The sequence below is a fragment of the Microbacterium sp. RD1 genome (assembly GCF_052220165.1).
GTDB lineage: Bacteria > Actinomycetota > Actinomycetes > Actinomycetales > Microbacteriaceae > Microbacterium.
The window spans coordinates 284248-297752 of the sequence record NZ_JBQPOL010000001.1 but is presented as its reverse complement, the minus strand read 5'-3'; the positions used below and the strand labels follow the sequence as shown (position 1 = coordinate 297752).

12 protein-coding genes are annotated in these 13505 nt (G+C 70.4%); 7 read left to right on the top strand and 5 right to left on the bottom strand.

Annotation, left to right across the window (positions count from 1 at the left end):
- Positions 1-3: 3 nt before the first annotated feature.
- Positions 4-711: a phosphoribosylformylglycinamidine synthase subunit PurQ gene (gene purQ, locus ACTU3I_RS01385; RefSeq protein WP_442923810.1), complete on the bottom strand. Its 708-nt coding sequence runs from the start codon at positions 709-711 to the stop codon at positions 4-6.
- Positions 708-956 (bottom strand): phosphoribosylformylglycinamidine synthase subunit PurS, encoded by a 249-nt coding sequence (gene purS / locus ACTU3I_RS01380; protein WP_442923809.1) that lies wholly within the window; start codon positions 954-956, stop codon positions 708-710. Before purS ends, purQ begins: the two co-directional genes overlap by 4 nt.
- A gap of 296 nt (positions 957-1252) precedes the next feature.
- Here purS and ACTU3I_RS01375 point away from each other — a divergent pair, with 296 nt between their 5' ends.
- The 5 genes from ACTU3I_RS01375 (at position 1253) to ACTU3I_RS01355 (ending at position 7168) form a co-directional block, all read left to right on the top strand.
- A complete protein-coding gene (locus tag ACTU3I_RS01375) occupies positions 1253-2557 on the top strand; it encodes an ABC transporter substrate-binding protein (RefSeq protein ID WP_442923808.1) in 1305 nt (434 codons plus the stop codon).
- 71 nt (positions 2558-2628) lie between these two features.
- On the top strand, positions 2629-3684 hold the full coding sequence (locus tag ACTU3I_RS01370) for a carbohydrate ABC transporter permease (protein WP_442923807.1): 1056 nt from the start codon (positions 2629-2631) through the stop codon (positions 3682-3684).
- On the top strand, positions 3681-4613 hold the full coding sequence (locus tag ACTU3I_RS01365) for a carbohydrate ABC transporter permease (protein ID WP_442923806.1): 933 nt from the start codon (positions 3681-3683) through the stop codon (positions 4611-4613). Before ACTU3I_RS01370 ends, ACTU3I_RS01365 begins: the two co-directional genes overlap by 4 nt.
- Before the next feature lie 36 nt (positions 4614-4649).
- A complete protein-coding gene (locus ACTU3I_RS01360; protein ID WP_442923804.1) occupies positions 4650-6128 on the top strand; it encodes a GH1 family beta-glucosidase in 1479 nt (492 codons plus the stop codon).
- A 26-nt stretch (positions 6129-6154) separates the two neighbouring features.
- Positions 6155-7168, top strand: a complete 1014-nt coding sequence (locus ACTU3I_RS01355; protein WP_442923803.1) for a LacI family DNA-binding transcriptional regulator — start codon at positions 6155-6157, stop codon at positions 7166-7168.
- Positions 7169-7302: 134 nt separating this feature from the next.
- On the opposite strand, the gene ACTU3I_RS01350 is transcribed toward ACTU3I_RS01355, so the two are convergent.
- Both ACTU3I_RS01350 and ACTU3I_RS01345 read right to left on the bottom strand, forming a co-directional pair.
- Complete coding sequence (locus ACTU3I_RS01350; RefSeq protein WP_442923802.1) at positions 7303-8637, bottom strand: uracil-xanthine permease family protein; 1335 nt, start codon at positions 8635-8637, stop codon at positions 7303-7305.
- A gap of 174 nt (positions 8638-8811) precedes the next feature.
- Positions 8812-9738, bottom strand: coding sequence for a phosphoribosylaminoimidazolesuccinocarboxamide synthase (locus ACTU3I_RS01345; protein WP_442923801.1), 927 nt, complete (start codon positions 9736-9738; stop codon positions 8812-8814).
- A gap of 178 nt (positions 9739-9916) precedes the next feature.
- On the opposite strand from ACTU3I_RS01345, the gene ACTU3I_RS01340 reads away from it, so the two are divergent.
- The gene (locus ACTU3I_RS01340) at positions 9917-10510 is read left to right on the top strand and encodes a PadR family transcriptional regulator (RefSeq protein ID WP_442923800.1); all 594 of its coding nucleotides are present in this window, start codon (positions 9917-9919) and stop codon (positions 10508-10510) included.
- A 1-nt stretch (position 10511) separates the two neighbouring features.
- Positions 10512-12014, top strand: coding sequence for an MFS transporter (locus ACTU3I_RS01335; protein WP_442923799.1), 1503 nt, complete (start codon positions 10512-10514; stop codon positions 12012-12014).
- Between the two features lie 89 nt (positions 12015-12103).
- Here ACTU3I_RS01335 and purD read toward each other — a convergent pair whose 3' ends face one another.
- Positions 12104-13375, bottom strand: a complete 1272-nt coding sequence (purD, locus tag ACTU3I_RS01330; protein ID WP_442923798.1) for a phosphoribosylamine--glycine ligase — start codon at positions 13373-13375, stop codon at positions 12104-12106.
- Positions 13376-13505: the final 130 nt, after the last annotated feature.

Here is a 13505-nt window from a genome sequence, read left to right as displayed (position 1 = left end):
GGCTCAGGCAGCGGCGCCGACGACGGCGGAGATCGCCGAGGAGAAGAACCCGAGCCCGTCCACGCCTGAGCGCATCGCCGCGGGGGTCCCCGGGCCGAAACCGGGTTCGACCGCGTGCTCCGGATGCGGCATCAGCCCGACCACGTTGCCGCGCTCGTTCGTCAGTCCGGCGATGTCGTCGAGCGATCCGTTCGGGTTGACTCCGAGATAGCGGAAGGCGACGAGACCTTCTCCCTCAACCCGCCGCAGCGTCTCGTCATCGGCGATATAGCCGCCGTCGGCGTTCTTCAGGGGGATCACGATCTCGTCGCCCTCGGCGAAGTCGCTGGTCCAGGCGGTCGAGGCGTTCTCGACGCGCAGGCGCTGGTCGCGGCGGATGAACTGCTGGGAGGCGTTGCGGATGAGCCCGCCCGGCAGGAGGTGCGCCTCGACGAGCATCTGGAAGCCGTTGCAGATCCCGAGAACGGGCATGCCCTTGGCGGCGGCATCCTTCACCTCGGCCATGATGGGCGCGAGGGCGGCGATCGCGCCCGCGCGCAGGTAATCGCCGTAGCTGAAGCCGCCGGGGAGCACCAGGGCGTCCACGCCCTTCAGGTCGTGCTCGCCGTGCCACAGCGCGACCGGCTCGGCACCGGCGATCGCAATGGCACGCTGCGCGTCGCGGTCGTCGAGCGAGCCGGGGAAGGTGATGACCCCGATGCGCGCGGTCACTCGACCACCTCGATGCCGACCACGTCCTCGATGACCGCGTTGGAGAGCACCTCGTCGGCGATCGTGCGGACCTGCGCGAGCACGGCCTCGTCGACCTCCCCCTCCACCGTGAGCTCGAAGCGCTTGCCGATGCGGACGGATCCGAAGGTATCGACGCCCATGCGGGAGAGGGCTCCGGAGACGGCCTTGCCCTGAGGGTCCAGCAACTCGGCCTTGGGCATGACGTCGACGACGATGGTGGGCATTCGAGCTCCAGGTGTCGCGGGAGGCGGGCACTTCCATCCTACGGCGCCTGCCGCGGACAACATTCCGGACGAATCCGCCCGGCCCCTGCGGGGGGGGGGCGGGGGCGTGGACCGGCCTCTGGGCCCGATCTCGCCGGAATGTTGCCCGATGTGCCGGCGCGATGACGGCGGCGGCGCCACCATGGGAGCGCTCCCTTGACACCGTGGGAGCGATCCCATACTCTCGGTGTCGATCCGGTGAGAGCGCTCCCACTGCCTTCACAGCCGGAACCACCCACACCACAAAGGAGTGACCTGTGTCATCACGCGCCCTGCGTCGCGCCGCCCTCGTGGCGGCCGCGGCCTCGACCACAGCTCTCGTTCTCGCCGGATGCTCCGGCGGCGGCGGAGACGCCGCCGGTTCGGACGAGGACATCACCCTCAGCATCACGACCTTCGGCACGTTCGGCTACGACGACCTCTACGCCGAGTACGAGGAGGAGCACCCGAACATCACGATCGACGCCACGAACATCGATACGGGTGGCAACGCCCGCACCGACGCGTTCACCAAGATCGCCGCGGGGTCGGGCCTGTCCGACATCGTCGCGATCGAGGAGGGCTGGCTCGGCGCGATCATGGAGGTCTCCGACCAGTTCGCCGATCTCCGCGACTACGGCATCGAAGACCGCAAGGGCGACTGGGTCGACTGGAAGTACGGGCAGGCGACCGACCCGGAGGGGCGTGTCATCGGCTACGGCACCGACATCGGCCCGCAGGGCATCTGCTACAACGCTCCCGCCTTCGCGGCGGCGGGTCTGCCGACCGATCGCATCGAGGTGGCAGCGCTCCTCGACGGCGACTGGGAGAACTACTTCGAAATCGGCCGGCAGTACCAGGCGGCCACCGGCAAGGCCTGGTACGACCACTCTGGCTTCGTCTGGAACGCGATGGTCAACCAGCTCCCCGAGGGCTACTACACCGCCGACGGCGAGCTGAACGTCGAGGGCAACGCCGAGCTGCAGGAGCGCTTCGAACTGCTCGGCGCCGCGACCGAGGACGGCCTGTCGGCCGCCGAGTCGGCGTGGGACTGGAACGGCGGCAAGTCGTTCGTCGACGGCACCTTCGCGACGTTCGTCTGCCCGGGCTGGATGCTGGGCGTCGTCGAGGGCCAGGTCGAAGCGGGCGGCGGCGACGCGTCGACCGGCTGGGACTTCGCCGATGTCTTCCCCGGCGGAGCGGCGAACTGGGGCGGCGCGTTCCTCGCCGTCAGCGAGACCTCGAAGCACAAGGAGGCCGCCGCAGAGCTCGCCGACTGGCTGACGCAGCCCGAGCAGCAGGTCAAGCAGTCGGCTGCCGCGGGGAACTTCCCCAGCACCCTCGAGGCGCAGGAGACCCTGGCCGCCGAGGCGACGCCGAACGAATTCTTCAACGGTGCTCCCACCGGCCAGATCCTCGCCCAGCGTGCGCAGGGCGTCGTCGCGCAGTTCAAGGGTCCGCAGGACTCCGTGATCCAGGAGAACGTGTTCGGACCGGCCCTGTCTGCTCTTGATCGTGGGGAGACGGACACGCAGGGCGCGTGGTCGCAGGCGCAGGAGCTTCTGAAGGAGCTCGTCGACTGACGAATCGTCACGAATGCGGGGTCTCCGGACTCGTCCGGGGGCCCCGCATCCGCTTGCGAGAGGACTCCTCTATGACCGCCACCGCGATCCGCCCCGAACCGCCGGCCCGGCTCGACGCCCCGGCATCCGCCCCGTCCCGGCCGCCGCGCCGGCGCCTCCCCCTTCGGCAGCGCCTCTCCCGCGCAGACCAGAAGAGCTCGCCCTACCTCTATATCGCCCCGTTCTTCCTGCTCTTCGGCCTGGTGGGCCTGTTCCCCCTCGTCTACACGCTCAACGTGTCGCTGTACGACTGGGACCTGCTCAAGGGGCAGGGCGAGTTCGTCGGCTGGGGGAACTTCGTCGAGATCCTCGGCGACCGCATGTTCTGGAACTCGGTCTTCAACACCGTCAGCATCTTCCTGCTGTCCGCCATCCCGCAGCTCTCCATCGCGCTGATCGTCGCCTACCTGCTGGACAGGGGGCTTCGTGCGCCCACCTTCTGGCGGATGAGCGTCCTGCTGCCCTTCGTGGTGACCCCCGTCGCGACCGCCCTCATCTTCTCCAGCATCTTCAGCGAAGCGGATGGCCTCGCCAACAACCTGCTCAACCTCGTCGGCATCGCCGATCTGCCCTGGAAGCACGACACGTTCCTCAGCCACCTCGCGATCGCGATTATGGTGAACTTCCGCTGGACCGGGTACAACGCGCTCATCCTCCTCGCCGCGATGCAGGCCGTGCCCCGAGACCTCTACGAGTCGGCGGCGATCGACGGCGCGGGAGCGGTGCGGCGGTTCTTCTCGATAACGATCCCCACCATCCGGCCGACGCTGATCTTCGTCGTGATCACCGCGACGATCGGCGGACTGCAGATCTTCGCCGAACCACGACTGTTCGACGTCTCAACCGCCGGCGGCATCGGCGGCAGCGACCGGCAGTTCCAGACGACCGTCCTCTTCCTGTGGGAGCTGGCGTTCTTCCGACGGAACCTCGGCGAGGCATCCGCCGTCGCCTGGTTGCTGTTCCTTCTCATCGTGGCGTTCGGCGTCGTCAACTTCCTCGTCGCCCGCCGCATCGCCACCGGCGAGGCCCGCCCCTCGCGCCGCGCCCGCCGGGCCGCGCGCGCCGCTGCGAACGGAGAGCGCGCATGAGCGTCACCATTCCCGAGCCGCTTCCACCGGTGCAGGTCGACGCGATCGAGCCCGATGCGCCCCGTCGGCGCTGGCGCCCGGGACGCACTCCGCGGGAGGCGGGGCCCGCCGGCATCGGGAGCCGCCCCGGGTTCCTCACCTACGGCCTCCTCGCCGCCTTCATCCTCGGCAGTGCGTACCCGCTGTGGTGGTCGTTCGTCGTCGGATCCGGAACGAATGCCACCCGCGGCGAGACGCTGCCGCTCCTTCCCGGCGGCAACTTCTTCGCCAACGCCGCCAAGGTGCTCGATGCGATCCCCTTCTGGCTCGCCCTGGGCAACTCGGTGCTGGTCTCGGCGATCATCACCCTGTCGGTCGTGTCGTTCTCGACGATCGCCGGGTACGCGTTCGCCAAGCTCCGCTTCCGTGGGCGGGACGGCTTGATGATCTTCGTCATCGCCACCATGGCGATCCCGACGCAGCTGGGCATCATCCCGCTCTTCATGGTGATGCGCGAGCTCGGCTGGACCGGCACCATCGGCGCCGTCATCGTCCCCACGCTCGTCACGGCCTTCGGCGTGTTCTTCATGCGGCAGTACCTCGTCGACGTCATCCCCGACGAGCTCATCGAGGCGGCGCGCATGGACGGGGCGAGCTCGTTCCGTACCTTCCTCACCGTCGGCGTGCCGGCCGCCCGACCGGCGATGGCGATCCTGGGCCTGTTCACCTTCATGACCGCGTGGACCGACTACCTGTGGCCGCTCATCGTGCTGAGCCCGTCGAACCCGACGCTGCAGACGGCCCTCAGCCAGCTGCAGTCGGGGTTCTACATCGACTACTCCATCGTCCTCACCGGTGCCGTGATGGCCACGATCCCGCTGCTCGTCCTCTTCGCGATCGCGGGGAAGCAGCTGATCAGTGGCATCATGGCCGGGGCCGTGAAGGGCTGAAACGTGACCCTGTCCCTCCGAGAGGATGCTGCCGCAATGACCACCCCCGCACTGCACGAACGCACCGGTTCGCGCGCCTTCCCCGCGGACTTCCAGTTCGGGGCGGCCACGGCCGCCTACCAGATCGAGGGCGCCGCCTTCGAGGACGGTCGGCGCGCGTCGATCTGGGACGCGTTCAGCCGGGTGCCCGGCGCGGTCCTCGGCGGCGACAACGGCGACGTGGCGTGCGACCACTATCACCGTTACCCCGAAGACGTCGCGATCCTCAAGCAGCTCGGCGTCCAGACCTACCGCTTCTCGACGTCGTGGTCCCGCATCCGCCCCGACGGCGGCCCGATCAACCAGGCCGGGCTCGACTTCTACCGGCGGCTCGTCGACGAGCTCCTCGGTGCCGGCATCCGCCCCTGGCTGACGCTGTACCACTGGGATCTGCCGCAGGCGCTGGAGGAGCGCGGCGGATGGACGGCGCGCGAGACGAGCGAGCTCTTCACCGAGTACGCGCTCGACGTGCACGACGCTCTGGGCGACCGCGTGCAGGACTGGGCCACGCTCAACGAGCCCTGGTGCTCGTCTTTCCTCAGCTACACCGCCGGCATCCACGCCCCGGGGCACTTCTCGATCGCCGAGGGCATGCTCGCCTCCCACCACCTGCTGCTCGGGCACGGGCAGACGGTCCGGGAACTCCGCGAGCGGGACGCGTCGCTGAACCTCGGCATCACGCTGAACCTCACCGTCGCCGACCCGGTGGACCCGGCGGATGCCGCCGACGTCGACGCCGCTCGCCGCATCGACGGGCAGTTCAACCGGTGGTTCCTGAATCCGGTCTTCCGCGCGGCGTACCCCGCCGACGTCGTCGACGACATCCGTCGTGTCGACCCGGCGGCCGTCGACCGCTTCGAGGAGGCGGTGCTCCCCGGCGACCTCGAGACGATCGCGACGCCGTTCAACACTCTCGGCGTGAACTACTACCATGGCGAGTACGTGGGCGGACGCCCGCCGGCCGACGCGCCCGGCGGCGGCGACGCGCCGACCGAGCGGCGCACGCGCTCGCCGTTCCCGTCGTCCGAGGGCATCTACTGGCACGACCGTGGGCTGGCGCGCACCTCGATGAACTGGGAGGTGCAGCCCGAGGGGCTGACCCGCCTTCTGACGCGCGTGCACGACGAGTACACCGCTGCGCGCGGAGTGGCGCTCATGGTCACCGAGAACGGCGCCGCGTACGACGACGAGCTCGTCGTGGTCGACGGGGAAGAACGGGTGCCGGATGCGGAGCGCGCAGCGTTCGTCGACCTGCACCTCGGGGCGATCCTCGACGCCGTCGAAGCGGGCGCCGATGTGCGCGGCTACTTCTACTGGTCGCTGCTGGACAACTTCGAGTGGGCGTGGGGCTACGACAAGCGCTTCGGCATCGTGCGCGTGGACTACGACACGCAGAAGCGCACGGTGAAGGACTCCGGGCGGCGGTACAGTCGCATCATCGCCGAGCGCGCGCTGGACATCTCCCCGAATCTCTGACGACCCCGCTCGGCGAGGAGGCGGGAATGAGCATCAGCACGCCGCGGAACGCGGTGACGATCGAGGAGGTCGCCGCACGTGCGGGGGTCTCGCGCTCGACCGTCTCCCGTGTCGTCAACGGGTCGACCGCCGTGTCGCCGGAGGCGCTGGAGGCGGTCCGCGACGCGATCGCCGCGCTGAACTACGTGCCCAACCGCGCTGCGCGGGCGCTCGCGCGCCGGCAGACGCACGCCATCGCCTTCGTCATCCCCGAAGACACCGACCGGTTCTTCGGCGACCCCTTCTTCGCCTCGATCGTGGCGGGGGTGCACGAACGCATCGCGCAGTCGGACTACGTGCTGAACCTCATCATCGCCAGCGACGATCCGCACGACAAGGCGACGACGTACCTGCGCAGCGGCAGCGTCGACGGGGTGATCATCGCGTCGCACCACACCAGCGACACCTTCGTCGATCGCATCGCCGCTGACCTTCCCGTCGTCTTCGGCGGGCGCCCTGGACGCATCACGCCGACGGACTATTACGTCGACATCGACAACGTCGGCGGGGGCCGGGAAGCCGCGCGCTACCTGGCGGCGCGCGGGCATCGCCGCGTCGCGGCCATCTCGGGGCCGCAGACAATGACCTCCGCCACCGACCGCCTGGCCGGGTTCCGCGAGGCCGGCGCCCAGGCGGGGCTGGAGATCGTCGCGGTCGAGGACGGCGACTTCTCCGAGGAGGGGGCGGCAGCGGCGATGGCGCGCATCCTCGCGCGCGGCGACGAGCTCGACGCGCTCTTCGTCGAGAGCGACCTCATGGCGCGCGGCGTCCTCGAGACGCTGCGGGAGGCGGGGGTCTCGGTTCCGGATGACATCGCGCTCATCGGGTTCGACGACTCCCCGGTGGCCACGGCCGTCGCCCCCGAGCTGACCACCATCCGCCAGCCCTCCAAGGCGCAGGGCGCCGGCATGGCCGACGTGCTGCTGGCGCTTCTGGCCGGCCGCGAGGCGCCGCACGCGACCATCCTTCCCACAGAGCTCGTGATCCGCGACTCCGCGTGACGCGCCCCCCCGTCACCGGGGGAGGGTGTTTCGCGGAGGGAGTGTCGGATGGGGCCTTTCGGCCCTCCGCTCGTGAGATGCACTCCGCTCGTGACGGCGCCCGAACGCGAGCGCGCGAACGCGCCCGCCCCGATTCAGAGAGGGTCGCCCCCCAGCGGACCCACGGCGGGGATGGGGCCGCCGTCATCCGCTCCGGTCTTGCGTGCGCGGGCGATGAGGTTGCCGAGGTGGTAGATCACGAGGGCCGCGGCGGCGCCCAGCACGATCGCGCCGAGCTGGAAGTCGCCCCACGCCACCGTGAAGCCGGCGATCGCCATGACCAGCGACACCGCCGCGGTGTACTGGTTCACCGGGCGTGAGAAGTCGACACGGTTGTCGACCCAGATCTTGATGCCGATGATGCCGATGAGCCCGTACAGGGCCGTCGTCACTCCGCCGAGCACGCCCGGCGGGATCGTGTTGAACACGGCCCCGATCTTGGGCGAGAGGCTGAGCAGGATGGCCGCGGCACCGGCGACCCAGTACGCGGCGGTGGAGTACACGCGCGTCGCGGCCATGACGCCGATGTTCTCTCCGTAGGTCGTGGTGCCCGATCCGCCGAACAGGCCCGCGAGGGTCGTCGCCGCCCCGTCGGCGATGAGCGCGCGACCGGTGGAGCGGTTGACGGATGCATCCGTCATGGTCGCCACGCCGCGGACGTGTCCGACGTTCTCGGCGATGAGCACCAGCACCACCGGGAGGAACATCGCGATCGCGCTCCACGTGCCGGGTGAGGCGAAGTCGGCCACGTGGAACTCCGGGAGTCCGATCCACGCGGCATCCGCGACCGGGGTGAAGTCGATCGAGTCGGTGCCGGTCAGCTGCAGCACGACGGCGGCGAGGTAGCCGACGACGACGCCCAGAACGATCGAGATCCGGCCGAGGAACCCGCGGAACAGCACGCTGAAGAGCACCACGGCCGCCAGCGTGATCGTGCCGATGAGCGGCTGCACCTGGAAGCTCGTCCACGCCACCGGCGCGAGGTTGAAGCCGATCAGCGCGACGATGGCGCCGGCGACGACCGGCGGCATGAGCCTGTCGATCCACCCGGTGCCGGCGAACTGCGCGACGAAGCCGACGGCGGCCAGCAGGATGCCGACGGCCACGATCCCGGCGAGGGCCGATCCCATGCCCGCGGATGCAGTGGCGGCGGTGACCGGCGCGATGAAGGCGAACGACGAGCCGAGGTAGCTGGGAAGGCGGTTGCGCGTCACCAGGAGGAACAGCAGCGTCCCGACCCCCGAGAACAGCAGCGTCGTCGAGACCGGGAAGCCGGTGAGGATCGGCACGAGGAACGTGGCGCCGAACATCGCGATCACGTGCTGCACGCCGACGGCGATCGTCGCGGGCCAGTTCAGCCGCTCATCGGGCCGGACGACCGCCCCGGGTTCGACGGTGCGGCCGTCTCCGTGCAGCTTCCAGATCGGCATGGGTCCTCCTCGGTGGCGCCGGTGGTTGCGGAGCGCCTCCGACACTGTAGCGATCGCGTGTCGCGGCTGCGTCGCACACACTATTCCGGAGCATCCGCGCGTCTCCGGCCGCCGGGCCGGCGGACGACGTCGGCAGCGCCGATCGATCCGGAATGTTGTGCGCGACGTCGCGGTTCAGCCGCCGGTGAGGCGCTGCAGGAGCTCGGCGTAGCGTGCGCGCGTGCGGGCGACGATGTCGTCGGGAAGAGCGGGCGGCTCGCCCTTCCTGTCCCAGGATGCGGCAAGCCAATCGCGCACGATCTGCTTGTCGAAGCTCGCCATGCGCTCGGCCGGGGTCGCGCCGGTGCGCCATGCCTCGGCATCCCAGTACCGCGACGAGTCGGGCGTGAGCACCTCGTCGGCGAGCACGAGGGTGCCGCGGGCATCGCGGCCGAACTCGAACTTCGTATCGGCGAGGATCAGGCCGCGCTTCTCGGCGGTCGCCGCGGCGCGACGGTAGATCTCCAGCGACAGCTCGCGCAGTTCGGCGGCCGTCTCGGCCCCGACGATCTCCACGGTGCGCTCATAGGAAATGTTCTCGTCGTGCTCGCCCAACGGCGCTTTGAACGCGGGCGTGAAAAGCGGCTCCGGAAGCTTGTCGCCGTTTCGAAGGCCGGCCGGCAGGGCGATTCCGCACACCGTGCCGTCGGCCTGGTACTCCGCCCACCCCGAGCCGGTCAGATATCCGCGCACGACGCACTCGATGGGTTCCATGTCGAGGGAGGCGACGAGCATGGCGCGTCCCATCACCTCTTCGGGAATGAGCTCGAGAGCGGCGTCGCCGACGAGGACGTGGTCGGGGATGAGGTGGTTCGGGATGCGGCGCCCGCCGTCGCCGCCGGCGAGCCGGTCGAACCACCACAGGCTGAGAGCCGTGAGGAGGGCGCCTTTGTCGGGGATCCCGGGGGAGAGGACGGAGTCGAAAGCGCTGACACGGTCGCTGGCGACCACCAGCATGCGCGTCGGGCGGGTGCCCTCGGACGTGCCGACCGGGACGAACAGGTCGCGCACCTTTCCGGAGTACACATGGGTCCAGCCGGAAAGTCGGGGGGTGTCGATCACCCGCCCCATTATCCGGGCAGCGCGTCCCTCGCACCGTATCCCGCGACGATTGCACCACCCGTGGTGCCGGAGTGGCCCCGAGTCGCCCGGGAGGCGCCGATCGATCGGGCGCCGAGTGCCCGTCGCGCACGCGCCGATGCGTGTATAGTCCATCTGGACTAATCGATATGGAGTGACCATGGCTGCGGATGCTGTGCCCCTCACGCCGCTCGGCGTGATGGTGCTCGGGCTGCTGCGAGAAGGTGACATGCACCCGTACGAGATGCTGCGCCTGCTGCGTACGCGTCGCGACGATCGCCTCGTCCGCGTGCAGCAGGGCACGCTCTACCACACCGTCTCGCGGCTCGAGCGGGCGGGGCTGCTCGCCGAGGTGGGCGTGGACCGCGACGGAAAGCGCCCCGAGCGCACCACCTACACGCTCACCGACGCCGGCTTCGGTGCCGTCGCGACCTGGGTGCGGCACGAGCTGGCGGTCACCGACCGCGCGACGGAGTTCTCCGTGGCGCTCGCCGAGGCCCACAACCTCGACGCCCGCGAGGTGAGCGAGCTGCTCGATCGGCGCCGTGAACTGCTCGCCGGCGAGCTCGAGGGGCTCCGCGACACGCTCGCCGGAGCATCCGCTCGAAACGTGCCGGGCCAATACCTCGTCGAGGTCGACCGTGCCGCCGCGCTTCTCGCGACCGACCTCGCATGGACCGAAGCCCTTCTCACCCGCCTTCGCGACGGCACGCTGCCGTGGGGTGTTCCGTCTGCGAACCGAAAGGCCGTCTGACATGACCGCACCAGCGACGTCGCCGTCTCCGCACGCCGCCCGACCGTGGCCGGCGCTGTGGGCGCTCGTCATCGGGTTCTTCATGATCCTCGTCGACACGACGATCGTCTCCGTGGCGAACCCCGCCATCAAGGCTGCGCTCGACCCCGACACGAACAACCTCGACAACGTCGTGTGGGTGACCAGCGCGTACCTCCTCACCTATGCCGTGCCGCTCCTGGTCACGGGGCGCCTCGGCGACCGCTTCGGCCCGAAGAACATCTACCTCTCCGGCCTCGCCGTCTTCACCCTCGCCTCCCTCGCGTGCGGACTGTCCACCTCTCTCGGCATGCTGATCGCCGCCCGGGCGGTACAGGGCGTCGGCGCGGCCCTGATGACGCCCCAGACGATGGCCGTCATCACGCGGACCTTCCCCGCCGACCGGCGCGGTGCGGCGATGGGGCTCTGGGGGGCGACAGCCGGCGTCGCCACGCTCGTCGGCCCGCTCGCCGGGGGTCTCCTCGTAGACGGCCTCGGCTGGGAGTGGATCTTCTTCATCAACATCCCCGTCGGCATCATCGGGTTCGTGCTGGCATGGATGCTGGTGCCGTCGCTGGAGAAGCATCCTCACCGCTTCGACATCCCGGGTGTCCTCCTCAGCGGTCTCGGCCTCTTCCTCCTCGTCTTCGGGCTGCAGGAGGGCGAGCACTTCGATTGGGCCCCCTGGGTGTGGGCGATGGTCGTCGGTGGCGTCGGAGTGCTGGTGGCGTTCGTGTGGGGGCAGAGGCGGACCACGCGCGAGCCGCTGGTTCCGCTCGACCTCTTCCGCGAGCGCAACTTCTCGATCTCCAACCTCGCGATCGCGACGGTCGGGTTCACGATGACGACGATGGCGCTGCCGCTGATGTTCTTCATCCAGCTCGCGCGCGGACTGACACCGACCGAGTCCGCCCTGCTCCTGGTGCCGATGGCGCTGATCTCCGGCGTGCTCGCGCCGTTCGCCGGGAAGCTCCTCGATCGCACCGACCCCCGCCTCCTTCTCGTGCCGGGGCTGATCCTCACATCGGCGGCGCTGTTCTGGTACGCCGCGCTCATGACCGTCGACACCCCGATCTGGCAGTTCCTGCTGCCCTCCGCCCTCATGGGGATCGGAAGTGCGGGGATGTGGGGGCCGCTCGCGACGACCGCGACCCGGATGCTGCCGCCCCGCCAGGCAGGGGCGGGAGCCGGGATCTACAACACCACGCGCACGATCGGTTCGGTCATCGGCTCGGCGTCGGTGGCGGCGTTCATGCAGGCCCGCCTGGAGGCGAACCTGCCCGGAGCCGCAGACGCCCCGAGCGGTTTCGGCGGCGGTACGCTGCCGCCGGCGGTCGCCGAAGGGTTCTCGCAGGCCATGGCGCAGACCGTGCTGCTGCCTGCCTCGGTGCTGCTCCTCGGTGTGATCGCGGTGCTGTTCCTGCGCCGGCCGAAGACCCTGCCCGCCCCGTCGCCGGCGCCCGTCGCCTCGGCCGCGGCCGAGTAGCGAAGCCGTCGCCGGCAACGCCGGTGCCGCCGCGGCCCGCGCCGGTCGGGGGAGCGCGCCGCGCCGCGACGCGGCATCCGCCGCCGGTGTCAGTCCTCGACGACGCGGGCGGCGATGTCGGTGCGGTACTGACCGCCCTCGAGCTCGAGGAGCCCGATCGCCTCGTACGCCCGTGACCGCGCCTCACGGAAGGTCGTCCCGAGCGCAACGACGCTGAGCACGCGTCCGCCGGTCGCGAGAAACCCTGCTCCGTCGGGTGCGGTGGCCGCGTGGGCGATGTGCACCCCCTCGACAGCGGCCGCCTCATCCACTCCGCGGATGCGGCGGCCGGTCTGCGGCGCCTCGGGGTAGCCGTCGCTCGCGAGCACGACCGTCACGGCCGTGGCCTCGGCGAACGCGGGGCGCGGGCGCTCCTCGAGGTTGCCGGATGCGGCGGCCAGGAGCAGCTCCGACAGCGGGTCGACGAGCCGCGGCAGCACGACCTGCGTCTCGGGGTCGCCGAAGCGCGCGTTGAACTCGATGACCTTCACGCCGGCGTCGGTGAGGATGAGACCGGCGTAGAGCAGGCCGATGAACGGCGTTCCCTCCGCATCGAGCTGGCGGATGACGGGTTCGGCGATCTCGCGCGTGACCAGGTCGACGAACTCCGCCTCCCCGCCGAAGCGCTCGGCCAGCCACGGCAGCGGAGAATAGGCGCCCATGCCGCCGGTGTTGGGTCCGGCGTCGCCGTCTCGCAGGCGCTTGTAGTCCTGCGCGGGGCTGAGGGGGAGCACCGCGTCACCGTCGCTGAGGAAGAACAGCGACACCTCGGGGCCGTCGAGGAATTCCTCCACCAGCACCGGAGCATCCGGGAGGTACGACTCGGCGTGCGCGAGAGCGGCGGTGCGGTCGTCGGTGACGAGCACCCCCTTCCCCGCCGCGAGGCCGTCGGCCTTGACGACGTAGGGCGCACCGAGCTGGTCGAGGGCGGCAGCCACCTCGGCGGTGTTCTGCGCGCGGATGGCGCGGCCCGTCGGCACCGCCGCCGCGTCCATGATGCGCTTGGCGAAGGCCTTCGAGCCCTCCAGCTGCGCCGCGGCCCTGCCCGGACCGAACACGGGGATGCCGCGGGTGCGGAGGGCGTCGGCCACGCCGGCCACGAGCGGGGCCTCCGGCCCGACGATCACGAGGTCGATGTTCTCGGCGCCGGAGAACTCCGCGACGGCGACCGGATCGTTCGGATCGAGCGTGACCAGGTGCGCGTCCGAGGCGATGCCGGCATTGCCGGGGGCGGCGAAGATCGCGTGCTCGGCGTCCTCCGAGCGCAGGGCGAGGATGAGGGCGTGCTCGCGGGCACCGGAACCGAGGACGAGGATGCGCACCGCCTCAGCCTACCGAGCGCCTCGCCCCGCCCCCGGCCGTACCGCACTCCGTCTCGATCGTCGGAGCGGCTCCGGAACGGGCCGATCTGCCCTCCGCCGGACCGCTCGGACGGCGTACGGTACGGCGTAG